At 74.7% G+C, this 24,760-nt stretch carries 21 protein-coding genes; 15 read left to right on the top strand and 6 right to left on the bottom strand.

The window, feature by feature from the left end:
* Positions 1 to 71 precede the first annotated feature (71 nt).
* The 9 genes from RB614_RS03490 (at position 72) to RB614_RS03450 (ending at position 12,411) form a co-directional block, all read left to right on the top strand.
* Positions 72 to 1,067 carry a glycosyltransferase family 2 protein gene (locus tag RB614_RS03490; RefSeq protein WP_308710855.1) on the top strand — a complete coding sequence of 332 codons (996 nt, stop codon included), beginning with the start codon at positions 72 to 74 and terminating at the stop codon, positions 1,065 to 1,067.
* Positions 1,064 to 2,440: an amidohydrolase gene (locus tag RB614_RS03485; protein ID WP_308710854.1), complete on the top strand. Its 1,377-nt coding sequence runs from the start codon at positions 1,064 to 1,066 to the stop codon at positions 2,438 to 2,440. Before RB614_RS03490 ends, RB614_RS03485 begins: the two co-directional genes overlap by 4 nt.
* Positions 2,428 to 3,696 (top strand): enterochelin esterase, encoded by a 1,269-nt coding sequence (fes, locus tag RB614_RS03480; protein WP_308710853.1) that lies wholly within the window; start codon positions 2,428 to 2,430, stop codon positions 3,694 to 3,696. The genes RB614_RS03485 and fes overlap by 13 nt, the downstream gene beginning before the upstream one ends.
* Positions 3,697 to 3,819: 123 nt before the next feature.
* A complete protein-coding gene (locus RB614_RS03475) occupies positions 3,820 to 4,587 on the top strand; it encodes an SDR family oxidoreductase (RefSeq protein WP_308710852.1) in 768 nt (255 codons plus the stop codon).
* Positions 4,584 to 5,711 (top strand): isochorismate synthase, encoded by a 1,128-nt coding sequence (locus RB614_RS03470; RefSeq protein ID WP_308710851.1) that lies wholly within the window; start codon positions 4,584 to 4,586, stop codon positions 5,709 to 5,711. Before RB614_RS03475 ends, RB614_RS03470 begins: the two co-directional genes overlap by 4 nt.
* Positions 5,708 to 7,366 (top strand): (2,3-dihydroxybenzoyl)adenylate synthase, encoded by a 1,659-nt coding sequence (locus tag RB614_RS03465; protein WP_308710850.1) that lies wholly within the window; start codon positions 5,708 to 5,710, stop codon positions 7,364 to 7,366. The genes RB614_RS03470 and RB614_RS03465 overlap by 4 nt, the downstream gene beginning before the upstream one ends.
* Positions 7,363 to 8,283 (top strand): isochorismatase family protein, encoded by a 921-nt coding sequence (locus tag RB614_RS03460; RefSeq protein ID WP_308710849.1) that lies wholly within the window; start codon positions 7,363 to 7,365, stop codon positions 8,281 to 8,283. Before RB614_RS03465 ends, RB614_RS03460 begins: the two co-directional genes overlap by 4 nt.
* Entirely contained in the window at positions 8,280 to 12,119 is a 3,840-nt protein-coding gene (locus tag RB614_RS03455) for an amino acid adenylation domain-containing protein (protein ID WP_308710848.1), read from the top strand. The genes RB614_RS03460 and RB614_RS03455 overlap by 4 nt, the downstream gene beginning before the upstream one ends.
* Positions 12,120 to 12,126: 7 nt before the next feature.
* Entirely contained in the window at positions 12,127 to 12,411 is a 285-nt protein-coding gene (locus tag RB614_RS03450; RefSeq protein WP_428982919.1) for an iron dependent repressor, metal binding and dimerization domain protein, read from the top strand.
* Between the two features lie 160 nt (positions 12,412 to 12,571).
* Here RB614_RS03450 and RB614_RS03445 read toward each other — a convergent pair whose 3' ends face one another.
* The 5 genes from RB614_RS03445 to RB614_RS03425 form a co-directional block, all read right to left on the bottom strand.
* A complete protein-coding gene (locus RB614_RS03445) occupies positions 12,572 to 13,036 on the bottom strand; it encodes a hypothetical protein (protein ID WP_308710847.1) in 465 nt (154 codons plus the stop codon).
* Between the two features lie 27 nt (positions 13,037 to 13,063).
* Positions 13,064 to 14,491: an amidase gene (locus RB614_RS03440; RefSeq protein WP_308710846.1), complete on the bottom strand. Its 1,428-nt coding sequence runs from the start codon at positions 14,489 to 14,491 to the stop codon at positions 13,064 to 13,066.
* The gene (locus RB614_RS03435; protein ID WP_308710845.1) at positions 14,476 to 14,682 is read right to left on the bottom strand and encodes a hypothetical protein; all 207 of its coding nucleotides are present in this window, start codon (positions 14,680 to 14,682) and stop codon (positions 14,476 to 14,478) included. Before RB614_RS03435 ends, RB614_RS03440 begins: the two co-directional genes overlap by 16 nt.
* Positions 14,683 to 14,685: 3 nt before the next feature.
* The gene (locus tag RB614_RS03430; RefSeq protein WP_308710844.1) at positions 14,686 to 16,173 is read right to left on the bottom strand and encodes a hypothetical protein; all 1,488 of its coding nucleotides are present in this window, start codon (positions 16,171 to 16,173) and stop codon (positions 14,686 to 14,688) included.
* Between the two features lie 97 nt (positions 16,174 to 16,270).
* A complete protein-coding gene (locus RB614_RS03425; RefSeq protein ID WP_308710843.1) occupies positions 16,271 to 16,975 on the bottom strand; it encodes a GntR family transcriptional regulator in 705 nt (234 codons plus the stop codon).
* 205 nt (positions 16,976 to 17,180) lie between these two features.
* On the opposite strand from RB614_RS03425, the gene RB614_RS03420 reads away from it, so the two are divergent.
* From RB614_RS03420 to RB614_RS03395, 6 genes are read left to right on the top strand one after another with little or no spacing between them, the layout of a single operon-like run.
* Positions 17,181 to 18,239 (top strand): ABC transporter substrate-binding protein, encoded by a 1,059-nt coding sequence (locus RB614_RS03420; protein ID WP_308710842.1) that lies wholly within the window; start codon positions 17,181 to 17,183, stop codon positions 18,237 to 18,239.
* Positions 18,236 to 19,096, top strand: a complete 861-nt coding sequence (locus RB614_RS03415) for an ABC transporter permease (protein ID WP_308710841.1) — start codon at positions 18,236 to 18,238, stop codon at positions 19,094 to 19,096. The genes RB614_RS03420 and RB614_RS03415 overlap by 4 nt, the downstream gene beginning before the upstream one ends.
* Positions 19,096 to 19,941 (top strand): ABC transporter permease, encoded by an 846-nt coding sequence (locus RB614_RS03410; protein ID WP_308710840.1) that lies wholly within the window; start codon positions 19,096 to 19,098, stop codon positions 19,939 to 19,941. The genes RB614_RS03415 and RB614_RS03410 overlap by 1 nt, the downstream gene beginning before the upstream one ends.
* Positions 19,938 to 20,990: an ABC transporter ATP-binding protein gene (locus RB614_RS03405; protein ID WP_308710839.1), complete on the top strand. Its 1,053-nt coding sequence runs from the start codon at positions 19,938 to 19,940 to the stop codon at positions 20,988 to 20,990. Before RB614_RS03410 ends, RB614_RS03405 begins: the two co-directional genes overlap by 4 nt.
* A gap of 41 nt (positions 20,991 to 21,031) precedes the next feature.
* Complete coding sequence (locus RB614_RS03400) at positions 21,032 to 21,799, top strand: amidohydrolase family protein (protein WP_308710838.1); 768 nt, start codon at positions 21,032 to 21,034, stop codon at positions 21,797 to 21,799.
* A gap of 39 nt (positions 21,800 to 21,838) precedes the next feature.
* Complete coding sequence (locus tag RB614_RS03395) at positions 21,839 to 22,891, top strand: succinylglutamate desuccinylase/aspartoacylase family protein (RefSeq protein ID WP_308710837.1); 1,053 nt, start codon at positions 21,839 to 21,841, stop codon at positions 22,889 to 22,891.
* Here RB614_RS03395 and RB614_RS03390 read toward each other — a convergent pair.
* Positions 22,822 to 24,760: IS1182 family transposase (locus RB614_RS03390; RefSeq protein ID WP_308710836.1), on the bottom strand; the 1,939-nt coding region annotated here is incomplete at its 5' end. The two genes, RB614_RS03395 and RB614_RS03390, sit on opposite strands and share 70 nt — an antisense overlap.

Raw genomic sequence — 24,760 nt, 5'->3', positions numbered from 1 at the left:
AGGGTAACCTAACTATCATCTGACAACAGGCGGGTTTGCCGAGAGCGCGGCCGCCGGAGGGTGGGGTGCTCATGGAGCCGGTCGCGCCTGGCTCGGTGTCGGTGGTGATCCCGGTGCACGACAACGCCGGTACCGTGGCGGCCTGCCTCCGCTCGGTGGCGGCGCAGACGCTCCGTCCCGCCGAGCTCATCCTGGTCGACGACCGTGGCCGGGACGGCGCGGTCGCCGTCGCCCGGCGGACCCTCGCCGGGCTCGACCTGCCGCACCGGGTGATCGCCCACGAGCGCAACCGCGGGGCGGGCGCCGCCCGCAACACCGGGCTCGCCCGCGCCACCGGCACCTGGGTCTGGTTCCTGGACAGCGACGACGAGGCGGATCCGCGGTTCCTGGCCCGGATGGTCGAGGCGGGCACGGCGTACGGCGCCGGGATCGTCGCCTGCCGCACCCGCCGGGTCGGCCCGGACGGGACACCGCGCGAGGTGGACGAACCGCCGTGGGAACGCGCGGTCGTCGCCGGCCCGGAGGCGGCGCGGCTGCTGCTGCGCAACCGGGTGCGGGCGTACCCCTGCAACAAGCTCTTCCGGCGGACTGCGCTGCCCGCCGGCGTGTGGGACGAGGGGCGCGCCTACGAGGACTTCCTGCCCACGCTCCGGCTGCTGCTGGACGCGCCCCGGGTGGCGCTGGTGGACGAGCCGCTGTACCGGTACACGGCCAACCCGGTCTCGGTCTCCGCGCGCTTCGGCCGGCACACGTTCGACCTGCTCGCCGTCGCCGAGGACGTGCGCGCCGAGCTGGCCCGCCGCGGCCTCGCCCGGGCCTGGCGCGCGGAGCACCTCGGCTACCGGTACCTCAACGTGGTGCTGCCGCTGGCGAACATGGCGCTCCGCGCCGAGCACCGGGGCCACGCCGACCGGGACACCCGGGCCGCCGTCGCCGCCGCCCGCGGCCGTACCCGGATGGTGGATCTCGCCGCCCTCGCCGTGGCCGGATGGCTGCGCGCGGCCGTCGCCGGCGGCGTGCTGAAGCTCTCCCCGGGCCTCTACTCGCGCGTGCTGGCCAGCCGATGAGCGCCGATCCGCTGGACGGACCGGCCGCCGGCCTCAAGGAGTCGCTCGCGGCCGCCATCGACCGCGACGCCGTGCACCTGGCCGCCGTCGGCGACGACATCTTCGCCCACCCCGAGCTCGCCTACCACGAGTTCCGGACCGCCGACCTGGTCGCCCGCGAGCTGCGCGGGCTCGGCCTGCCGGTCGAGGAGGGGCTGGCCCGCACCGGTGTCCGGGCCCGGCTGCGCGGCGCCCGCCCGGGACCGGTGGTGTGCGTGCTGGCCGAGCTGGACGCGCTGCACGCGCCCGACCATCCGGCCGCCGACCCGGGCACCGGCGCCGCCCACGCCTGCGGCCACAACGCGCAGGTGGCCCACCTCGTCGGGGTGGCCCGGGCGCTGACCGAGCGGGCCGCCGCCGGCCGGCTCGCCGGCGAGGTGGTGTTCTTCGCGGTACCGGCCGAGGAGTACAGCGAGATCGGCCGGCCGGGCGTGCCGGACGTGGAGTTCCCCGGCGGCAAGCAGGAGCTGATCCGCCTCGGTTGCTTCGACGGCGTCGGGCTGGCGCTGATGGCGCACGCCACCGGCACACCCGATCCGGAGCCGGGTGGCGGCGAACCGGCGCCCGCCCTGGGGATGGCGTGGCACTACACCGGTTTCGCCACCCGGCGGGCCCGGTTTCGCGGCCGGTCGGCGCACGCCTCCTCGGCACCGGGGCACGGGGTCGACTCGCTCAGCGCGGCCCGGGTCGCCCTGCACGCCATCGACGCCCAGCGCGAGGCGTTCGCCGCGGACGTACGCGTGCACCCGGTCCTGCGCGCGCAGCCCGGCTCGCTCAACGTGATCGCCGAACAGACCACTGTGGACATCCTGATCCGGGGCCGGACCTCGCAGTCGATCGCCGACGCGGAACGGCGGGTGGACCGTTCGCTGCGGGCCGGCGCGCTCGCCGTCGGCGCCGCGGTCGAGCTCAGCTCGGCACCCGGGTTCCTGCCCCTGGACGTCGACCGCACGCTCGGCGGGCTCTTCCGCCGCAACGCGCTGACCCTGGCCGGCGCGGCCGGCTGGGCCGAGCACGACTTCTCCGCCGCCTCGACCGACGCCGGCGACCTCAGTCACCTGATGCCGGTCATGCACGCGACCCACGGCGGCTGCGCCGGCGTCAACCACTCCGCGCGGTTTCGGGTCGTGGACCCGGTGCGGGCGTACGTGCAGCCGGCCAAGGCGATCGCCTGGACCGTCGTCGACCTGCTGCACGGCGACGCGGCCACCGCGCGGGCCGCGATCGCCGGACACCGGCCGCGGCACACCCGGACCGGGTACGTCGACGCGGTGCGGGCCACCGCCCGGCACGCCCACTGCGCCGAGGACGCGGGGGAGCCGTGGCGGTCCTGACCATCCGGCCGCCCGCGGGTACCGCGGTGCCGCCGCACACCCCGCGGCCGTACCCGCTGGAGGTCGTCCCGAGCCCCCGGGTCCGCGCGCTCGCCGCGGCGCTCGCGGGCGCGGCCGGGCCGGGCGCGGTGGAGGCGTTCTGGGTCGAGGCCGCCCGGCGCGGAACCCCGCTCGTGGAGGACGACGGCGGCGGCGGGTACGTGGTGACGTTCCTCTGGCGGGACCCCGGCGCCGCCGCCGTCGTGCTGCACGCGAACCGGCTCACCGACTTCCGCGACCTCGCGCAGAGCCTCATGCGGCGGCTGCCCGGCACCGACGTGTGGCACCTGAGCTACCGCATGCCGGGCACCTGGCGGGCCAGCTACCGGATCGGCCCGCTCGCCGAGCCGCTCCCGCCGGCCGGACCGGACACCCCGCCCGACCGGGCCGCCTGGCGGGCACTGCGCGCGGCGGCCCGGACCGACCCGCTCAACCGCTCGCCGCTGCGCGAACGCCCCGGCGGGCCGGCGCTGTCGGTGGTGGCGCTCCCGGACGCGCCCGCGCAGCCCTGGCTGGCCCGCCGCCCCGGCGTACCGCGCGGCACGGTCACCGTCCACGAGGTACGCGGGCGGGTGGTCCGCGCCTACCTGCCGCCCGGCGACGGCCACCGCGAGCTGCCGGTCGTGGTGCTCCTCGACGGCGAGGTGTGGAGCGGCGACGGCGGCTTGGCGTCCACGATGGACAATCTGGTGCACGGCGGCCGGGTACCGCCCAGCGCGGTGCTGGCGGTCGACTCCGGCGACGTACCCACCCGCACGCGCGACCTGGGCTGCGATCCCGGCTTCGCCGCGTTCCTCGCCGGCGACCTGCTCACCTGGGCGGGCGCGCGGTGGCCGCTGACCCGCGACCCGGGCCGCACCGTCGTGGCCGGGCAGAGCCTCGGCGGGCTCACCGCCGCGTACACCGCCCTCTGCGCGGCCGAGCGTTTCGGCGCGGCGCTGTGCCAGTCCCCGTCGCTGTGGTTTCCCGGCGGGGAGGCCGCCGAGTGGCTCACCGGCCGGTACGCCGCGGCGCCGAGGCTGCCCGTCCGCTGGTACCTGGAGGTGGGTGCCCGCGAGTGGGACCTGGTCGCCCCGGTCCGGCGGTTTCGCGACGTGCTGTCCGGTCGGGGCTACCCGCTGAGCTACGCGGAGTACGACGGCGGCCACGACATCGCCTGCTGGCGCGGCGGCCTCGCCGAAGGTCTGATCGCGCTCCTCGGCCGCGCCCGCCCGTGATCGAAGCTCCCCTCATGCCGCTAGAACGGCGTGGGGGGAGCTTCGATCACGGGCGTAGTCGTTCCGGCCACTTTTCCACGCCACGGCTTGCTAAGGCTCGCCTAACTATTGTCTGATGACTGGGTGGCCCACGATGTTGCACTGGTGACCGGCGCTGCCGGCGGCATCGGTCAGGCGGTCGCGAGCGCGCTGGCCCGGCAGGGGAGCGCGGTTGGCCTGCTCGACCTGCCCGGCAGCGGCCTCGACGGCGTCGCCGCCGGGCTGGAGTGGAACGGGCGGACCGGGGTCGCCGTCGAGGCCGACGTGCGCCGCCCGGACGAGGTCGCCGCCGCCGTCCGGAGCGTGGAGGCGCGGCTCGGCGCCATCACCCAGCTCGCCTGCGTCGCCGGCGTGCTCCGCCCGGGCGGCGTGCTGTCCACCACCGACGCCGACTGGGCCGAGCAGTTCGCGGTCAACAGCACCGGCGTCTTCCACTGCCTGCGCGCCGTCGGCCGGCTGATGGCCGGCCGACGGGCCGGCGCCATCGTCGTCGTCACCTCCAACGCCGCCGTGGTCCCCCGGCAGAACATGCTCGGGTACGCCGCGTCGAAGGCCGCCTCCACGGCCCTCACCCGCTGCGCCGGCCTGGAGCTCGCCGGGTACGGCGTCCGGTGCAACACGATCCTGCCCGGCTCCACCGACACGCCGATGCAGCGCGCGCTCTGGCCCGACCCGGTCACCGGCACCCGTGCCGCGCTCGACGGCGACCCGGGGGCGTACCGGGTCGGCGTACCCCTGCGCCGGATCGCCGCGCCCGACGACGTCGCCGAGATGGCCGCGTTCCTGCTGTCGGAGCGGGCCCGGCACGTCACCCTCCAGACCGTCGCGGTGGACGGGGGTGCCTCGCTGTGACCGCCCCGTACGCGGCCTTCGCCACCGCCGGCCGTACCCTCGCCGCCGGCCCCGGCTCGCGCCGGCTCCCCGCCGGCCGCTCCGGCGACGCCGGGTGGGCCGACGCCGTGCTGTCCACACTGGCCCGGAGCCCCGGGGTGGCGTACGCGATCGGCGCGCTCGGCTTCCGCCCGGACGCGCCCGCCACCGCACTCCTCGCCGACCCCTCCCGGTCCACTGTGGAGCCCTGCGGGCCGGTGCGGTACGCCTGGTCCGCCCCGACCGAGGTGCCGCCCCGCGCGGGGTACGCGGACGCGGTGCGGACCGCCGTCGACCGGCTCGCCACCGACCCCGCGCTCAGCAAGGTCGTGCTCGGCCGCTGGCTGGAGCTGACCTGCGCCGGCGACCCGGAGCCGGCACACCTGCTCGCCGCCCTGGCCGCCCGCCACCCGTCCGCATACGTCTTCGGCGTACCGCTGGAGCGCGGCGCCGGCTACCTGCTCGGCGCGAGCCCCGAGCTGCTGGTCGGGCGGCGCGGCCGGCGGGTGCGCTCCACACCGCTGGCCGGGTCGATCCCGCGCGCGGCCGACCCGGTCGAGGACCGGATCCGCGCCGACCTGCTCCGCGACTCGGCCAAGGACCGGCACGAGCACGCGCTCGTCGTCGACGCCGTCGCCGAGGCCCTCGGCCCGCTCTGCCGGCGGCTGGACGTGCCGGCCCGCCCGGCCCTGGTCCGCACCGACACCATGTGGCACCTGGCCAGCCCGGTCGCCGGCGAGCTGCGCGAGGTCGGCCCGGCCACCAGCGCGCTCCGGCTGGCCCAGCTGCTGCACCCGACACCGGCCGTCTGCGGCACGCCCCGCGACGCCGCGTACCGGCTGATCGAGGAGCTGGAGCCGGCCGACCGCGGCCCGCTCACCGGCGCGGTCGGGTGGCTGGACGCCGCCGGCGACGGCGACTGGGCGGTGACGATCCGCGCCGGCCTGCTGCACGGGCGGGAGCTGCGCCTCTTCGCCGGCGCCGGCATCGTACCCGGCTCCGACCCCGGCGCCGAGGTGGCCGAGACCGGCGCGAAGCTGGCGACCATGCTCGCCGCCGTCGGCGCCGCCGCCCCGCGCCCGGCCGAAGCGGCGGTGGTGGCATGAGACCGCCGCCGCGCACCGATCCCGCGCCGGTCACCGGGTGGCCGGCCGAGTTCGCCGCCCGCTACCGGGCGCTGCGCTACTGGCGGGACGAGACGTTCGGTGCGTTCCTGGCCACCCGCGCCGACCGGCACGCCACCCGGACCGCCGTCGTGGGCCCGTCACTGCACACCGGACGGTGGACCCGGCTCACCTACGCCGAGTTGGACCGGGCGGCCGGCGCCGTGCACGCCCGGCTGCGCGCCGCGGGAGTCCGGCCCCGCGACCGGGTCCTGCTCCAGCTGCCCAACTGCGTCGAGTACGCCACGTACCTGTTCGGCGTCCTCCGCTCCGGGGCCTGGCCGGTGTTCACGCTGCCCGGGCACCGCGAGGCGGAGCTGACCGACTTCTGCCGCATCGCCGACGCCGCCGCGCACATCCTGGGCGGACCGGGGCCGCGCGGCGCCGACCCGCGGGCGACCGCCCAGCGGGTGGCCGGGCGGCTGCGCGCCACCGGCCACGTCCCGCCGCTCGTGGTCGACGCCGGCGCCGCCCTCCCCGAGCCGGCCACCGCGCCGCCGCCGGCCGAGACCGGTGCCGAGGAGGTCGCGTTCCTGCAGCTCTCCGGCGGCACCACCGGCACCCCGAAGCTGATCCCGCGCACGCCCGCCGACTACCTGTACTCGGTGCGCGAGTCGGCCCGGATCTGCGGTGTCGGGCCGGAGACCGTGATGCTCGTGACCCTGCCGGCGGCGCACAACTTCCCGATGAGCTCGCCCGGCATCCTCGGCGTGCTGCACGCCGGCGGCACCGTGGTCATGGCCCCGGACCCCAGCCCGCCGACCGCGTTCGGGCTGATCGAGTCCGAACGGGTCACGATGACCTCGGTCGTGCCGCCGGTGCTCCAGGCCTGGCTGCCCGCCGCCCGCCGGACCGGCCACGACCTGGGCAGCCTCGACGTCGTCCAGGTCGGCGGCGCCCGGCTGGCGGACGCGGTCGCCGCCCGGGTCGGCCCGGACCTCGGCGCCCGGCTGCAGCAGGTCTTCGGGATGGCCGAGGGCCTGGTCAACTACACCCGGCTGGACGAACCGGACGACCTCGTGACCGGCACCCAGGGGCGGCCGATCAGCCCGGACGACGAGATCCGCGTGGTCGACGGCGACGGCCGGGACGTACCGCCGGGCACCGAAGGGCTGCTGCTCACCCGCGGGCCGTACACGATCCGCGGCTACTACCGGGCCGGGGCGGCGGGGTTCACCCCGGACGGCTTCTACCGCACCGGCGACCTGGTCCGCCGGCTCCCCTCCGGGCACCTCGTCGTCACCGGACGGGCCAAGGACCAGATCAACCGGGGCGGCGAGAAGATCGCGGCCGAGGAGGTCGAAGGGCACCTGCTGGCCCACCCGCGGCTGCGCGACGCGGCCGTCGTCGCGATGCCGGACCGCTTCCTCGGCGAGCGGGTCTGCGCCTTCGTCATCCCGGACGGCCCGCCCGCGCCGAGCGCCGCCGAGCTGCGCCGCCACCTGGACGAGCGGGGGATCGCCGGGTACAAGGTGCCGGACCGGTTCGAGATCGTCGCCGAGTTCCCGGTCTCCGCGGTCGGCAAGACCAGCCGCCGCGACCTGCGCCGCGCCCTGACCGACCTGCTGCGCGCGAACACCGAACGGAGCCCCCGATGAGCCTGCCCGCGCCCGCCGACTACCCGCCGCCGTCCACATCGGAGCTTCCGGTGAGCCGGGCCCCGTGGGAGCTCTCCGGCGGCCGGGCCGCGCTGCTCGTACACGACATGCAGCGGTACTTCGCCCGGGTGTACCGGCCGGGCAGCGCCGCGCTGGAACGGGCGGTGTCGTCGATCGCGTCGCTGCTGCACGCGGCCCGCCGGCACGGCGTACCGGTCGTCTACACCGCGCAGTCCGGCGACCAGGACCCCGCCGAGCGCGGCCTCCAGGCCGACCTGTGGGGGCCGGGACTGCGCGCCGACCCGACCGACACCGAGATCCTCGCCCCGCTCGCGCCCCGCCCCGGCGAGCTGGTCCTGGCCAAGCACCGGTACAGCGCGTTCGCCCGGACCGACCTGGCCCGGTGGCTCGCCGACCAGGGCCGCGACCAGCTCGTCATCACCGGCGTCTACGCCCAGTACGGGGTGCTCGCCACCGCGCTGGACGCGTTCTGCCGGGACATCGCCCCGTTCGTCGTCGCGGACGCGGTCGCCGCGTTCGACCGCCCCGGACACCTGCGCGCCCTGGAACAGGCGGCGGACAGCTGCGCGGTCGTCACCACCGCCGCCGCGGTCCGCGCCGCCCTCGCCCTCCCGCGGCAGCCGCCCGGCGCGCCGGAGCCGGGCGGCGCGGACGAGGTACTGCGCGGGGCACTCGCCGAGCTGCTCGACGGCGACGAGGAGGTCGAGGCCGCGCTCGCCGAACCGGACCGGGACCTCTTCGCGCTCGGCCTGGACTCGGTCCGCGCCATGGCACTGCTCGCCGCGCTGGAGGAGCGCGGGGTCGCGGTCGACTTCGGCGACTTCATCGGCGCCGGCACGGTCGGCTTCCTGCGCGAGCGGATCGCCGCCACGCCCGGCGCCGCTCCACCGGGATGACCGGCTGGCTGCCGCTGACCTCGGCGGCCCGCGGCCTGTACTTCGCGCACCAGCTCGACCCGGGCAGCGCCGCCTACTCCACGGCCGAGGTGGTGGAGATCTCCGGACCGCTCGACCCGGCCGCGCTGGGCGCGGCGATCCGCCGGGCGTACCTGGACTTCGAGCAGCTCCGGGTCGAGCTGCGGCTCGGCCCGGACGGCCCGGAGCAGCGGGTACGACCGGAGCCGCCGGCCGCGCTGCGGCTGGTCGACCTGCGCGGCGCCCCCGACCCGTACGCGGAAGCCGACCGGAGGATCCGCGCCGACCTGGCCCGGCCGCTCGACCTCGACACCGGCGACCTGGTCCGGACCGCGCTGTTTCAGGTCGGGCCGGACCGGGCGCTCTGGTACCACTGCGCGCACCACGTCCTGCTCGACGGGTACGGCTACGCCCAGCTCGCCCGCCGGGTGGCCGCCTGGTACGGCGCCGGCACCGGCGGCCCGCCGCCCGCGCCGGTCACCGCCACGCTCGCCGACGTCGTGGCCGAGGACCGGGCCCGGGAGGTCGACGACGGCGAGTTCTGGGCGGCCCGCCTCACCGGTACCGGACTGTCCACACTGGCCGGTCGGCTCGCCGCCCCGGCGCCGGCCGCGATCCGGGCCGCCCTCGACCTGCCACCCGGCACGCTCGACGCGCTGCTCGCCGGCGCCGGACGGCACGGCTGCGCCTGGACCGACCTGGCCACCGCCGCCTGCGCCGGGTACCTCGGGCGGATGGCCGGCCTCGACGAGGTGCGCCTCGGGCTGCCGTCGATGAACCGGGTCGCGCCCGGCCGCGGGGTCCCGGCCGCCGCCCGTACCGTCTGCACCGCGATGAACGTGCTGCCGGTGGCGGCCCGGGTCGGCGCGGCGACGGTCGGCGAGCTGACCGCCCGGGTACGCGCCGAGGCGGCGGCGGTCCGCGCGCACCCGTACACCCGGCAGGAGGACCTCGCCCGCCGGCTGCGCCGGGCCGGCGGCGGCCAGCTGTTCGGGCCCCAGGTCAACCTGCTCCCGTTCGACCCGCGGCTGGCGTTCGGCGCGGCGACCGGCGTGGTCCGCAACGTCACCGCCGGGCCGGTCGAGGACATGACCTGGTGCCTGCGGGGCGTACCGGGGCAGGGGCGGCCGGTCCGGCTCGAGGTGGACGCCAACCCGCGCCTGTACCCGGAGGGCGACGCCCGCGACCACGCCGAGCGGCTGGCCGCCTGGCTGGCGACCTTCGCCCGCGCCGACCCGGCCGAGCCGGTGGCAGGGCTGCCGCTGGCGACCGCGGCCGACCGGCGGCGGGTGCTGGTCGACTTCGCCGGGCCGGTGGTGCGCCGGCCGGCCCGGACCCTGCTCGCCGCGTTCCGGGAGCAGTGCGCGCGCACCCCGGACGCGCCGGCCCTGCGGTACGACGGCGCCGAGCTGACCTACGCCGAGCTCGACGAGCGGGCCGCCCGGCTCGCCTCCGCCCTGCGCGGGCAGGGGGTGCGTCCCGGTGACGTGGTCGGCGTCGGGCTGCCGCGCGGCTTCGACCTCTTCGTCGCCGTGTACGCGCTGCTCCACCTCGGCGCGGTGTACCTGCCCGCCGACCCGGACCTGCCGCCCCGGCGGATCGACGGCATGCTCGCCGACGCCGGGAGCCGCTGGCTGCTGACCGACCTCGACGCCGAGCCGGCCGGCCCGACCCCGGCCACCACCGGGTCCGATGTGGACCCCGACGGCATCGCCTACGTCCTGTTCACCTCCGGGTCGACCGGCCGGCCCAAGGGCGCGCGGATCAGCCACCGGGCCATCGACAACCGGCTCGCCTGGATGCAGGAGCACTTCCGGCTCCGCCCCGGCGAGCGGGTGCTGCACAAGACGCCGATCTCCTTCGACGTCTCGATCTGGGAGCTCTACTGGCCGCTGCGGGTCGGCGGCTGCGTCGTCATCGCCCGGCCCGGCGGGCACCGCGACCCCGGCTACCTGGCCCGGCTCATCGCGGACGAGCGGATCAGCACCGTCCACTTCGTACCGTCGATGCTCCGGGCGTTCTGCGCCGACCCGGCCAGCGTACGGGTCGCCGAGCGTGGCGCGCTGACCCGGCTGGTGTGCAGCGGTGAGGCGCTCACCGCCGACCTCGCCCGCACCGCCGCGACCCGGCTCGGCGTGGCACCGACCAACCTGTACGGCCCCACGGAGGCCGCGGTCGACGTGACGTACTGGGACTGCGCCCCGGACCGGGACGGCGAGACGGTGCCGATCGGCCGTCCAGTGTGGAACACCCGGGCGTACGTGCTGGACGACCGGGGCCGGCCGGTGCCGCCGGGCGCGCGGGGCGAGCTCCACCTGGCCGGGGTGCAACTCGCCGACGGCTACGCGGGCCGGGACGACCTCACCGCCGAACGCTTCCCGGCCGACCCGTTCGTCCCCGGCGAGCGCATGTACCGCACCGGCGACCTGGCGAGCTGGCGCGGCGACGGGGCGCTGCTCTACCACGGCCGGGCCGACGACCAGCTGAAGATCCGCGGCCAGCGGCTGGAGCCGGGCGAGGTCGAGGCGGTGCTCGGCGCGGTACCGGACGCCGGGCAGGTCGCCGCGGTCGGGGTCACGGGGTCCGAAGAGGAGACCCGGCTCGTCGCGTACCTGACCGGTACCGCCCCGGTCGACGCGCTCCGCGCCGCCGCCCGCGAGGCGCTGCCGGAGGCGATGCGCCCCGCCGCGTACGTCCACGTCGCCGACCTGCCGCTCACGGCGAGCGGCAAGGTCGACCGGCGCGCCCTCGCCGCGCGCGGGATGCCGGCCGCGGCACCGACGGCCGGTGCCGCCCCCACCGACGTGTGGCAGCAGCAGATCGGCGAGCTGATGGCCGCCGTGCTCGGCGCCGCCGCCCCGCTCCCGGCGGACGCGGACTTCTTCGACGCCGGCGGCGACTCGCTGCTCGCGCTGCGGCTGATGGACCGGGTCGAGGCGGTCCTCGGCCGGCGGCCGGCCCTGGTGGACGTCTTCGCCGCACCGACCCCGGCCGGGCTCGCCCGCGCCGTCGCCGGACCCGACCGGGCCGGCCGCGACCTCGCCGAGGTGCTGCCGCTGCGCGACGGCGACGGGCCGCCGCTGTTCCTGCTGCCCCCGGCCGGCGGGCTCGGCTGGTGCTACGCCCCGCTGCTGCGGACGCTGCCGCCGGGGCTGCCCGTGGTCGCCGTCCAGTCCACCGCCTTCGAACAGCCCGCGGCCGCGCTGCCCTCCACATTGGACGACCTCGCCGCCGGGTACCTGTCCGCGATCCGCTCGGTGGTCGGCGACGCCCCGTTCCACGTCGGTGGCTGGTCGATCGGCGGCATGGCGGCGCACGCGGTGGCCGCCGCGGCCGGTGCCGGCGGGCAGCGGGTCGGGGTGGTCGCGCTGCTCGACGCGTACCCGGCCGACCAGTGGCGCCACCTCGGCGAGCCGACCCGCGCCGAGGCGCTGCGCGGGATCCTGCGGATGGCCGGCGCCGAGCACCTGGTCGCCGAGGACGCCGCCCTCGACGACGAGGCGGTACGGCGGGCGCTGCGGGCCGGCGCGAGCCCGATGGCGGCCCTGCCCCCGGCGGTGCTCGCCGCGAGCATCCGCTGCGTCGTGCACGGCACGATGCTGGTACGCACGGGGCGGCACCGGCCGTTCGCCGGTGACCTGCTGCTCTTCCGGGCGGCGGCACCGCGCCCGGAGCGGTGGCTGGACCCGGCCGGCTGGACCGCGTACGCCCGGCGGGTCGAGGTCGTCGACCTGGCGGCGACCCACCCGGACCTGGTCCGCGCCCCGGCCGTGGACCGGATCGGCGCGCTCCTCGCCGGACGCCTGCGGCCGCGGTGAGGCGTCCATGGGGCATCCGATCGACGCCGCCGGCGCGTACCTGCGGATCCTGCTGGAGCTGCTCGCCGAGCTGATGCTGGTCGAGGTGGTCGGGGTCGGCTTCGCGGAGGCGCACGCGGAGGCGTCCGGCCGGCAGCACGTGCTGACCGACGCCGCCGAGCGCCGGATCTACGAGCTGCTGGGCCGCCCCGCCCGCTCGCCCTACGGCAACCCGGTACACGGCCTCGACGCGCTGGGCGTGGCCCCGCCCGACCCGGGCGCCGGCCGGCCGGCGGCGCCACCGTGCGGGTGAGCCGTGACCTGGCGCGCCGGGTCTTCGTGTCGGCGGACGCGCGGCCGTCCGCGGCGCGGCGCCTGACCCGGGGCCGGCGCCCGCTGACCGTTCCGGGTGGCCGTGAGCCCAGCCCAGACCGCGCGGCCCGTGCCGCCGGGCCGGCGCCCGCCGACCGGTCTCAGGTCGCGGCGAGCGTGAGGAAGCCGAGCCCGGTGGCGGCGAGCAGGGCGCCCAGGCCGATGACGAGGGTGGTGATCTGCCAGGCCTGGTACGCGCCGAGCAGCGAGCCGCGCAGCGTCTGCCCCATGAACGCGGTCTGCCGCAGCCGGGCCAGCCGCTCGTCGGAGCGGCCGGTGGCCTGCCACTCGTCCACGACCTGCGAGTACGTCCGCCCCGCGGTGGCCTGCGCGACGTGCTGCCCGATGAGGTCCGCGAACGCCTGGGCCTGCGTGCCGGTGGTCACCCGGACGCCGGCGTACCGGGCGAGGCCGGCGGGCAGCTCGCCGCCTTCGTCCGGGAAGACGATCTTCTGGTCGGCCAGCTCGGCCCGGATGGTACGGCGTCCGGTGACACCGCGGGCGATCATGATCGGGCCGGCGACGAGCAGCGCGGCGCCGACGACGCCGAGAAGTAGTGAGGTCACGGCGGTAGCCTGCCCGGGTCGGGTTTCTCAGGTCAGTGCTGAACGTCCCGATTCGCCGGGACCGCCGGCCGCCCCGGCCCGCGAGCGCGCCTGGTAGGCGTCCGCGATCCGCAGGCACTCCGCCTCGCGCCACGGCGGCGTGGCGATCTGGAGCGACACGGGCAGGCCCCGCTCGTCGGCGCCGCAGGGCACCACGACGGCCGGGTTTCCGGCCACGTTGAAGACGGAGGTGGTACGGGCCACGAGCGCGGTGAGCGGGTACTCCACACCGTCCACAGTGGTGGTGTCCTGGTCGAGCAGCGGGGCGGTGACCACCGAGCCGGGGGTGGCCAGCGCGTCCACCGTGGCGAAGACGGCGGCGAGCTCCTCCTGCACGGCACGGCGCAGCCGCAGCGCGCGCAGGTAGTCGGGGGCGGCGACGAGCTGGCCTTCGAGCAGCAGGGTGCGAAAGCCGTCGCCGAACTCGTCGATCCGGTCCAGGTACCCCTCGTGCAGGGAGGCGGCCTCGGCGGGGACGATGAGGTGCTTGAGCGCGTCCGGGTTGATCCGGCGCAGCAGCGGCAGCGCGACCGGTACCAGCGTCGCCCCGGCGGCGGCCAGGACCTCGCGGGCGGCGGCCACCGCGACGGCGACCGCCGGCTCGCAGACCTCCTCGAACCAGTTCTCCGGCACGCCGACCCGCACCCCGGTCAGGTCCTGGTCGAAGCGGGCGGCGTAGTCGGCGTCGACCGGCGCGTCGGCGCTGTACGGGTCGAGCGGGTCGTGCCCGGCGATCGCGTTGAGCGCCAGGGCCGCGTCCCGCGCCGAGCGGGTGATCGGGCCGAGGTGGCCGAGCGTCCAGGAGCAGGAGACGGCGCCGCGGCGGGAGACCCGGCCGTACGTGGGCTTGAGGCCGACCGCGCCGCACCAGGCGGCCGGTACCCGGATCGAGCCGCCCGCGTCGCTGCCGATCGCGAGCGGGAGCTGGCCGGCGCCGACCGACGCGCACGGGCCGGAGGAGGAGCCGCCGGAGTTGCGGGCGAGGTCGAACGGGTTGCGGGTCCGGCCGTTCTTGCCGGCCTCGAGCTCGTACGTGGCGAGCTTGGCGACCAGGACCGCGCCCGCGTCGACGAGCCGCCGGTGCACCTCGGCGTCCCGCTCCGGCACGTGTCCTTTGTGGAGCGCCGAGCCGTACTCGGTGCGTACCCCGGCGGTGTCGATGGTGTCCTTGAGCCCGTAGGGGATCCCTTCCAGCGGCCGGGCGGTGCCGTCGCGCCAGCGCCGGGTGGCCTCGTCGGCGGCGGCGCGGGCGGCGCCGGCGAGCAGGTTGACCACCGCGCCGAGCGCCGGCTCGGTGGCGTCGATGACGGCCAGGCACTCCTCGACCGCGTCGCGCGGCGTGACGGTGCCGGCGGCGTACCCGGCGAGCAGGTCGGCGACGCCGGGCAGCCGCCGCCCGGTCAGCGCGGTCGGCACGGCCGCAGCCAGGTCTCGGCGTGGGCCGGCAGCGGCGGCTCGGCGGTCGGGTCGAGCGGTATCGACCGGACCCGCTCCCGGTCGGCGGCCTTGCCGGCCCAGGAGCGGACCGCCCGCTCCACGGCCGCCGGCGCCGCGCCCGGCACCCGGCTCCGCATCCAGTCCGCGGTGGGTTCACTGTGGACGGTCATGGCTCACTCCCCGCCGTACCGCTGGGTCAGGTGTGCCCGGTAGGGCTCCGCGGAGAGCGGGCCGCCGGTGGCCCGGACGACCAGCTCGGCCAGCGTGTACGTGCGGCCGGGCGCGTGCACGTGCCGGCGCAGCCAGCCGAGCACCGGCGTGACGTCCCGGGCGGCGAGCGCGGCGGCCACCTCGACGCCGGCGTCCCGCATCGCGCCCCAGAGCTGGGCGGAGACCAGGTTGCCGATGACGTACGAGGTGAACAGCCCCATGTACCGGTGGCACCAGTGCGGGTCCTGCAGGCACCCCTCGCGGTCGCTCGGCACCGGCTGGCCGAAGTAGCGCTCGGCCCGCTCGTTCCAGAGCTCCGGCACGTCGAAGACGTCGAGCCGGCCGGCGAGCAGCGCGCACTCGATCTCCCAGCGCAGCGCGATGTGCAGGTTGAAGCTCAGCTCGTCGGTGCCGGTGCGGATCAGCGAGGTCGGCCCGTGCACCGCGGCCCGGTGCAGCGTCTCCGGCCCGAAGCCGGGCGGCGGGTCGGTGAGGTGGGGCAGGAGCAGGTCGTACGCCCAGGCGGCGAACTCGGGGGTGCGGCCGACGATGTTCTCCCAGAACTTCGCCTGCGACTCGTGCACGTACGGCATGACGCCCCGCGCCGCGGCCGTGCCCCACAGCTCGGCGGAGATGCCCTGCTCGTACAGGGCGTGGCCGAGCTCGTGGATGGCGGCCTTGAGCAGGTCGGGGAAGGGTACGTCGTCGCGGAGCGTGAAGCGCACGTCGCGCGGCCCGGACGGGCTGGTGAACGGGTGCGGCGAGATGGCCAGCCCGCCGCGGCTCCAGTCGTACCCGACCCGCTCGGCGAGGTCGTGCGCGAACGCGAAGACGGCCGGCCGGTCGAGCACCGGCATCGGGTCCGGCGGCCGGGCGTGGACCGCTTCCTGCCGGCGCTCGTTGAGCGGGATCACGGTCTCCACGACCGCGTCGAGCAGCGCCTGCGTCTCCCGCCAGGACAGCGCCGGCTCGTACAGCGACAGCAGCGCGTCCATCGGGTGCTCGTCGTAGCCGATCGCGTCGGCGAGCCGGAGGTTGATGTCGACGAGCTTGCGCAGCCACGGCGCGAAGGCGGCCCAGTCGGCGTCGCGCCGGGCGTCCCGCCACACCACGAACGCCTCCGACGCGACCACCTGGAACTCGGTCAGCGCCTGCACCGGCCGGCGCAGCTCGGTCTCGTGGTCGCGGCGGGCGACCCGGGCGATCGCCCAGGTGGCGAAGTCGCGCTCCGGGTCGGGCGCGGTGGCCTCGACGGCGGCGACCAGCTCGCCGAGGCGCGGGTCGCCGGTGCGCTCGCGGATCCGCCGCTCCATCAGCCCGATCTGCCGCGCCCGGTCGGCGGTCGCCTGGTCGGGCAGGTAGGACTGCTGGTCGAAGCGGAGGTGGTCGAAGACGCGCCGGTAGTCCTCGGTCTCGGCGAGGTACGCGCGCAGCTCGTCGATCTCCGTCATGCGCCTGGGTGCTCCTCCCTGTGCGGGCCGGCTCCGGCGGGCGTCAGAACCCGCTGCCGGCTCCGGCGGGCCTCACGGTCCGCGACCGTGACGGTGGTCAGGACCAGGCCGGCGTACCGGGCCTGGCCGGGGTGGTGGCGGCGGTGCCGGGCCGGAAGGCCGCGACCGCCTGCTCACCTGTCTTGATCATGAACTCGCTGACCAGGCGCTCGACCGCCGACGTGTCGCCGTCGACCGCGGCCTGGGTGACCCGGACGTAGAACGTCATGGCGAGCGCGATGTGCTGCGGGTCGTCGCGGAGCACCTGCGGGATCGAGTGCAGCCGGGTGCGCAGCGACCGGACGAGGTCGAGCGCGGTGCGGTTGCTCGACGGCCGGTACAGCGTCTCCCGGAACTCCCAGCAGGTGGTGAGCATCTCGTCGACGCGGTTGGCGTTGCGCAGCGCGATGATCTGGTCGAGCAGCCCGCGCAGGCGGTCCTTGTCGGCGTCGGTCAGCCGCGGCACCGCCGACCGGCAGATGAGCGCCTCGATGTGCGCGCGCAGCTCGTACACCTCGCTGATCGTGTCGCGGGACATCCCGTTGACCACCGCGCCGACCCGCGGCACGAGCCGGACCAGCCCCCGCTCGCCGAGCACGCGCAGCGCCTCCCGGACCGGGCCGCGGCTGACCCCCAGCTCCGCGGCGATCTCCGTCTCGCGCAGCCGGGCGCCGTCGGGCCACCGCTCGGCGACGATGCCGCGGGCGATCCAGTCGGCGACGGCGGCCGGCAGGGTCGGCACGTCGGTCCAGTTCTCCGCCATTTTGGACATTACTCTGCGTTCACCTTCTGTAGATCGTTCATTGTCAACAGTATGACGATGCAACGATGTTGTGTCGAGGTAACGAGTGCGTTTCGGTTGTTTGTGCTCGTCAGAGGCTTGCTGTCGACTATTGACACCTGATCGGGGAGGTGTCAACAATCTACCAACCCAACGACAACTTCACTCTTTGACGCGAGGAGGAGCGATGGCAACTACGCTCAGTCGGCGCGGCTTGCTCTCCTTGGGCGTGGGCATAGGCGCGGGCACCCTGCTGGCCGCGTGCGGCGGCGAGGACTCTCCCGAGGCCGCCAACACCCGCATCGTCGCCCGGTGCTGGGGCGGCGTCTGGGAGACCGCGTTGCAGAAGATCTGCCCCGGCTTCACCGAGGCGACCGGCGTGGAGGTGCTCAACGACCCCGGCAGCGACACCGTGCCGCTGCTCCAGCAGAAGCCCGGGCAGTACGACCTGGCCTGGCTGATCGGCAACGAGGCGGCCCGCGGCCTCACCTCCGACGTCCTCGAGCCGATCGACACGTCCCGGATCGAAAAGTGGGACTCGATCGTCACGCGGCTCTCCGACGGGCAGACCAAGGACGGCAAGGTCAGCGGCGTCCCGATCAGCTACACCGCGTCCGGCATCCTCTACAAGACGGACAAGGTGCCCTTCAAGATCACGTCCTGGGAGGACCTCTGGCGGCCCGAGCTCAAGGGCCAGGTCGCCCTGCAGAACGCGCCCTCCATCGGCGGGCTCTTCCTGATCTTCACCGGGGCCCGGATCTTCGGCAGCGGCCCGACCGACTACGAGGCCGGCTGGAAGGCGCTGGAGCGGCTCAAGGACAACGTCCAGTTCCTCTTCAACACCAGCACGGACGGGGTCAACAAGCTCGCCGCCGGCAGCGTCGCCGCGGTCGTCACCATCGCCGACCAGGGCATCCCGCTCAAGAGCCGGGGCGTCGAGACCGTGGTGCCGGCCGAGGGCTCCACCTGGAGCGTGCAGAACGTCACGATCCCCGCCGCCTCCACCCGCAAGGACCAGGCGTACGAGTTCATCAACTACATGCTCAAGGACGAGACCCAGGTCGAGTGGGCCCGGGAGGGCAAGGCGGCGCCCGCCTCCACCACCGTGACGCTCCCCTCGGAGGTCTCCGCCAACCTCGTCGAGACCCCGCAGATCGCGCAGAGCCTCTGGCCGATCGACTGGTACGAGTTCGGCCAGAACATCACCGAGTGGACCACCCGCTGGCAGAGGATCTTCGGCTCGTGACGGTGGCGACCGCGGCGCGCGGGGAGGAGAGGGCGCGGACCGGGTGGCTCCTCTCCGCCCCGCTGCTGCTGTTCACCGCGTTCATGTTCCTGTACCCGGCGATCAGCGTGATCCGGACCAGCGTGGCCGGCCGCGAGGAGGTCAACGCCGGCGGCTTCACGCTCTCCCACTACACCGACTTCTTCACCGACGAGCTGTACCTCAAGGCGCTCAGCAACACGCTGCTGATCGCCGTGCTCACCGTCCTGATCACCGGCGTGCTCGGCCTGGTCTACGCGTACCAGCTCACGATGCGCCCGGGGCTGCGCCAGCTCCAGCTCGCGCTGCTGCTCACCCCGCTGCTGGTCAACGGCGTGGTCCGCATCTTCGGCCTGCAGCTCGGCCTCATCTCCGTCAACGACCTGCTGATGTGGGCCAACCTCGTCGACTCCCCGCTCGGGCTGAACTACTCGTTCACCGGCATCGTCATCGCGCTGGTCATGTTCCAGTTCCCGTTCATGGCGATGGCCGTGTACGCCAGCCTGTCCAGATTGGACACCACGCTGGTCGAGGCGGCGCAGACGCTCGGCGCGGGCCGGATGTCGGTACTGGCGCGGGTGGTCTTCCCCCTCGCCGTGCCCGGCCTGGTCGCCGGCGGCGTGCTCACCTTCGCCGCGGCGGCCGGCACCTTCATCGTCCCGGCGATGATGGGCGGCGGCCGGGTAAACACCGTGCCACAGATGATCTACACGTCGGTCAGCCAGTCCCAGCTCTGGGCGACCGCGTCGGCGTTCGCGGTGATCCTGGTCGTGGTCCTGGTCGTGCCGATCATGGTCGGCACGCACTTCGGCAACCGCGACACGGCGGGGGTGCGCTGATGACCGCCACCCTCGACGCGCCCGCCGCCCGGCGCCGACCCCGCCGGCGCGAGCGGCAGAAGATCTCGGTCTTCACGCTGGTGATCACCGTACTGCTGCTCCTGCCCCTCGTGGTCGTCGCGCTCGCCGCCGTCAACCCCGAACCCTACCTGCTGTTTCCGCCGGAGGACTTCTCGCTGCACTGGTTCAGCGCCGCCCTCGACTACCCGAGCTTTCGCACCTCGCTCGTGCTGAGCCTGCGGATCGCGCTGATCGTGGTCGTCGTCGGCCTGCTCATCACCGTGCCGGCGGCGGTCGCGGTCACCCGCGGCACCGGCCGGGTGCGCCGCTCGGTCCAGCTCGCGATGGCCACCCCTCTGGTCACGCCGGACATCCTGCTGGCGCTCGGCCTGCTCATCATGCTCACCCAGCTCTCCATGTCCAACAGCCTGGTCGGACTGGTCCTCGGGCACGTGCTGGTCGGCCTCCCCATCGCGCTCCAGGTGCTGGTCGCCGGGCTGGCCGGCATCGACCCCAACCTCGAGCACGCGGCCGCCACGCTCGGCGCCTCCCGGATCCGGGCGTTCCTCGCCGTCACGCTCCCCAACATGCTGCCGGCGATCGGCAGCGCGGCGCTGTTCCTGTTCATCTTCTCGTTCGACAACGTGTCGATCTCGCTGTTCCTGTCGGCGCCGGGGCAGACCACCCTGCCGATCACGCTCTTCCAGTACCTGGAGAACAACGCCGACCCGACCGTGGCCGCCATGTCCACGATCCTCGTCATCGTCGGCGTCGCGGTCGCCCTGCTCCTCGGGCGGCTCGGCGGCCTCGGGCAGCTCGCCGGCGGCGGAAGGAGGCGCCGGTGACCGGCACCGACTACCTGACCGTCTCGGGCGTCAGCAAGCAGTACCCGGGCGGTGGCGGGGTCGACGGCATCGACCTGACCCTGCCCCGCGGCGAGATGCTCGTGCTGCTCGGCCCCAGCGGATGCGGCAAGACCACCCTGCTGCGGGTCATCGCCGGCCTGCTCGCACCGGACGCCGGTGGCGTCCGGCTGGATGGGCGGGACATCACCGGGGTACCCACCCACCGGCGCAACATCTCGATGGTCTTCCAGACCTGGGCGCTCTTCCCGACCATGTCGGTCCGCGACAACGTCGGGTTCGGGCTGCGGATGCGCGGGGTACCTCGTGGACAGCGCCGGCAGCGGGTCGATGAGGCGCTGGCGCTGGTGGGGCTCGCCGACTTCGCCGACCGCCGGCCCCGGCAGCTCTCCGGCGGCCAGCAGCAGCGGGTCGCGCTGGCCCGGGCGATCGTCACCCAGCCCGCCGTGCTGCTGCTGGACGAGCCGCTGAGCAGCCTCGACCACCGCATCCGGGTACAGCTGCGCGGGCAGCTCAAGCGGCTGCAGCGCGAGCTCGGCCTCACCGGCGTGTACGTCACCCACGACCACACCGAGGCGCTCGCGCTCGGCGACCGGATCGCGGTCATCGACGCGGGCAAGGTGGTCGAGACCGGAACCCCGGTGGACGTGTTCAACCGGCCCCGCCGCCGGTACACGGCCGAGTTCCTCGCTCTGGCCAACGTCATCCCGGTGACGCCCGACGGCAGCGAGCTGCGCACCCCGTTCGGCGACGTGATCGAGGCCGAGCCCGGCGCCGGCGGCGGCGCCCCGGTCGTCGCGGTGGCCCTGCGCCCCGACGCGATCCGGATGGCCCCCGGCACCGGCGCACCGGGCAGCCACACGGGTGTGGTCCGCGCCGTCGAGTACCAGCCCGGCGGGGTCCTGCACGAGGTGCAGCTCCCGGACGGCACGAGCGTGCAGGTGGTGGTCGCGCCGGGGGAGGGCGCCGCCGTCGGCAGCGAGGTCGGTCTCGCCTTCGAGTGGAAGAAGGCCGTGCCGCTCATCGACTGACGCCCAGCTCTCCCGGGCGCCGGCACCACAGAAAGGGAACCATGAAGATCGATTTCCACGCCCATGTGTGGAACACCCAGCTCGACCAGGTCGGCGAGTTCGCCGAGCGGCTCACCGCGCTCGGCACCGACGCGGCGGTCGTCCTGCCCATCGCGCCGTACATGACCAACGAGTCCATCGCCGACCTGGTGAAGGCCGCGTCCGGCAAGGTGATCGGGTTCGCCTCGGTGGTCCCGTTCGCCGAGACCACCGGCATCCCGCGCGAGGATCCACTCACGACACTCGGGCACGCGGTCGAGACGCTCGGCCTGCGCGGCCTCAAGCTGCACCCGCTGATCCAGGGGTTCGCGCTCAACGACCCCGGCCTGGTACCCGTCGTCTCCGCCGCCGGCGACCTCGGCGTACCGGTGCTGGTCCACACCGGACCCGCCAACGGCCGCGCCGGGCGCCTCCAGAACGGGGAGATCAACCTCCTCGACGACCTGGCCATCATGTGCCCGAACACCGTGCTGATCGCCGGCCACGCCAACCCGCTCAGCGACGCGCCGTACCTGGCCCGCAAGCACAAGAACGTCTACCTGGAGACCTCCATCTCCTGGGCGCGGTGGGGCAAGCTGATCCCCGGCCTGGTCCGGCAGGTGATCGAGGACGCCGGGCCCGACAAGATCCTCTACGGCACCGACTTCTCCCTCGGACGCGACCAGCGGGTGACCGACACCAACGCCGTCATCGACGCGACCGGCCTGCCCGACGCCGACCTCGCGCTCGTCTACGGCGGCAACGCGGCCCGCCTGCTCAACCTGTCCTGACCCGCACCCACTGTCACCACGGAGAAGGAGCGACACCCCATGACGGACCCCACACCCATCCTCAAGGCCCCGGGCGAACTGCTCGACATCGACAAGGCCACCCGCGCCCAGTTCCGCATCCCGGTCGCCCGCCGGGCCTCCGGCGAAGATCTGGCGATCCGGGTACACGTCGCCAAGGGCGCCTCCGACGGCCCCACCCTCGGCCTGGTCGCCGCGGTGCACGGCGACGCGGTCTTCGGCAGCCACATCATCCGCCTGGCCATGGAGCGGCTCGACCTCGACAACCTGCGCGGGGCCGTGGTGGCCGTGCCGGTGGCCAACCCGGTCGCGTTCGAGTCCGGCACCCGGACCACCGGGCAGGGGTGGAACACCGACATGAACAACATGAACCGCGTCTTCCCCGGCTCCGCCGAGGGCTGGATCTCGCAGCAGATGGCCGCCGCCCTCTCCGAGAACGTGATCGGGCAGCTCAACGCCCTCCTCGACTACCACTGCGGCGCCAACACCTCCATCGACTACACCCTCATCGACGGCGACAAGACCAGGGACGCGCAGCGCAACGTCGACTTCAACCGGCTGATGGGCACCGACTTCATCTACACGCACGACGTCAACCCGTTCTCCGGCACCATCACCGGGTACGCCCGCAGCCTCGGTGTCCACTGTGTCGTCGCCGAGCAGGGCGGCAACCTCCTCCCGCCCGGCTTCGACGAGCTGTCGCTCACCCGGATCGACAACTTCCTCAAGGCCCTCGGCATGATCGACGGCGAGCCGGTGCTGCCCGACACCCAACTCGTGATGAGCGGCGGCCGTACCCTCCAGCGCATCCGCCACGGCGGCCTCTTCTACCCCGAGGTCGGCATCGAGGCGCTCGCCACGATCGTGCCCGGCGGCACCGTACTGTCCCGGGTCGTCGACCCGCACAGCTTCGAGGTGCTCCAGGAGATCCGCGCCCCGTACGAGAAGTCGGCCATCTTCCAGACCCGCCCCGCCTTCGGCCAGGTCAACCCCGGCGACTACGCCTACATCATCGGCGACGCCACCCGCGCCACCGAGATCGACCGCCTCACGAACTGGCGCTTCGACACCTGACCCACCCAGGCCCCGGCCCTTCTCAGCGCCGACGCCGGCCGGGACACCATGTGGGTCGCTGCCGCGCCGGACCGCGATCCGGCGGCCGGTGCGCGGACCGCGCGGCGTCCGCCTGGACCGGCTCGCCGCAGATCATGGTACGTAACCGCCCCTGCGTGACTCTGCTGGCGAATTGGTGTTAGGCGGCGAGGTCGTATTGGAGTTGGGCGAAGCGGCTGTGGCGGGTTGGGTGGAGTGGGTGGCCGGTGATCCCAGGCGTCGGCGCGGGCGATGTTGATGGCGGTGGCGGTGAGGAGGCTGTTTAGGTGGGTTTTGGGTTGTCCGGTGTAGCGGGTTCGGCGTAGTCGGTAGGCGCGGACGGCTTGGGAGATGGTGCCTTCGACGCCGGCGCGGGTGGCGTAGCGGCGCTGCCAGGTGGTGGTTTGTTGGTCGGTGCGGGCTTGGGTGAGGGCTTGTTGTTGTTCGCGGGGGGCGAGGCTGATGCTGCGCGCCCCTGAGGTGTTGCGGGTGCATTTGGGCCGGTCGGGGCAGGGCATGCAGTCGGTGCGGGAGAACAGCACGGTGGTCTTGCCGGGTTGGCTGGGGTGTTGTTTCCAGCTGATGCTGGTGGCGCCGGCTGGGCAGGTGGCCTGCTGCTGGTCCCAGTCGATGGTGAAGGTGGGCAGGGTGTGGCCGCCGTCGGTGTGGGCTTGCCAGGAGGCGTCGGGCAGGACCGGGCCGGTCAGGGTGATGCCGTGGTTACGGCGGGCGGTGATGAGTAGTTCGGCGTCGATGTAGCCGGCGTCGACCAGATGTTCGTCCGGGGTCAGGTCCCGGGCCGCCTGGGCTTGGTGGATCTGGTCGGTGACCTGCACGTCGCAGACGGTGGCGGCGGTGGTCAGCACGGCGGTGATCAGGTGCGGGTGGTCGTCGGTGCAGGTCTCGCAGAGGTGGACCTTGTAACCCTCCCAACCGTGCCCGCGTTTCATCCCGTACCGGGCGTCGGTGTCATACGCAGAGACGATCCTGTCGGCGGCGGGGGCTAACCCGTCCTCCTTCGGCTCACGCAGCCGCGCCCCGCGCTCGTCGCGGTAGAACTGCTGGATCCACACGGTCCGTAGGGTCTGCACGGCCGACAGTTCCGCCGCCCAGGCAGGCGCGTCCGGCCGGGACAACGCTCCGGCCAGCGTGTATCCATCCTCGGCGATGGTTTGTGTGAGGGTGACACGTTCGGTCTCGCTCTTGGGTAGCCGCCACTGGTCGATCCGGGGCCCGTACCGCTCATACCAATCGGTCGGCACCCAGCCCGCCAACCACGGCCCGGCCACCCCCGCGAGGGCCTCCAACGCCGCCCGCAGCGTCTCACCAACCAGTTCCAGGCGGTTCAACGACCGGACCGCGGCCAGCACATGCGTCGAGTCGCTGCGCTGACGACGGGCCCCGCCCAACATGCCCGCCTCGCGCAGGATGCCCAACACCCGATCGAAGATCAACCGTTCGGCGGCGTCCGCATCGACCAGCCGGGACCGGAACTCACTCAACACCGAGGCGTCGAACCCGGCATCGTCCAACTCCAGACCGAGCAGGTACTTCCAGTCGATCCGGCCCCGGACCATGTCAGCAGCCTGCCGATCGGTCAGGTTCTCCATGAACTGCAACACCGACACCAACGCCAGCCGCGCCGGCGACAGCCCGGGCCGACCCCGCACCGCGAACAACTCCCCAAACTCGCGATCATCAAAACGAACCCGCAGCTCATCACGCATCCGCAGGTACACATTCCCCCGCCGGAACGCAGCCCGAGCCAGCCGCGCGGTCTGCTCCGGAACCCCACGATCCTCACCAGGCCGCAGCGACACCACGCCACCATCCACAATCGACACCAGACCA

The sequence above is a fragment of the Phytohabitans maris genome (genome assembly GCF_031085175.1).
GTDB classification, from domain to species: domain Bacteria; phylum Actinomycetota; class Actinomycetes; order Mycobacteriales; family Micromonosporaceae; genus Phytohabitans; species Phytohabitans maris.
The sequence above is the reverse complement of the archived record's forward strand: the minus strand, read 5'-3'. Positions and strand labels throughout refer to the sequence as shown.

Bases quoted from the DNA above. Each gene is read 5' to 3' on its own strand.
- RB614_RS03490 (WP_308710855.1), top strand. From the start codon at position 72: ATGGAGCCGGTCGCGCCTGGCTCGGTGTCGGTGGTGATCCCGGTGCAC.
- RB614_RS03485 (WP_308710854.1), top strand. From the start codon at position 1,064: ATGAGCGCCGATCCGCTGGACGGACCGGCCGCCGGCCTCAAGGAGTCG.
- RB614_RS03465 (WP_308710850.1), top strand. From the start codon at position 5,708: ATGAGACCGCCGCCGCGCACCGATCCCGCGCCGGTCACCGGGTGGCCG.
- RB614_RS03460 (WP_308710849.1), top strand. From the start codon at position 7,363: ATGAGCCTGCCCGCGCCCGCCGACTACCCGCCGCCGTCCACATCGGAG.
- RB614_RS03455 (WP_308710848.1), top strand. From the start codon at position 8,280: ATGACCGGCTGGCTGCCGCTGACCTCGGCGGCCCGCGGCCTGTACTTC.
- RB614_RS03450 (WP_428982919.1), top strand. From the start codon at position 12,127: ATGGGGCATCCGATCGACGCCGCCGGCGCGTACCTGCGGATCCTGCTG.
- RB614_RS03435 (WP_308710845.1), bottom strand. From the start codon at position 14,682: ATGACCGTCCACAGTGAACCCACCGCGGACTGGATGCGGAGCCGGGTG.
- RB614_RS03430 (WP_308710844.1), bottom strand. From the start codon at position 16,173: ATGACGGAGATCGACGAGCTGCGCGCGTACCTCGCCGAGACCGAGGAC.
- RB614_RS03425 (WP_308710843.1), bottom strand. From the start codon at position 16,975: ATGGCGGAGAACTGGACCGACGTGCCGACCCTGCCGGCCGCCGTCGCC.
- RB614_RS03420 (WP_308710842.1), top strand. From the start codon at position 17,181: ATGGCAACTACGCTCAGTCGGCGCGGCTTGCTCTCCTTGGGCGTGGGC.
- RB614_RS03410 (WP_308710840.1), top strand. From the start codon at position 19,096: ATGACCGCCACCCTCGACGCGCCCGCCGCCCGGCGCCGACCCCGCCGG.
- RB614_RS03400 (WP_308710838.1), top strand. From the start codon at position 21,032: ATGAAGATCGATTTCCACGCCCATGTGTGGAACACCCAGCTCGACCAG.
- RB614_RS03395 (WP_308710837.1), top strand. From the start codon at position 21,839: ATGACGGACCCCACACCCATCCTCAAGGCCCCGGGCGAACTGCTCGAC.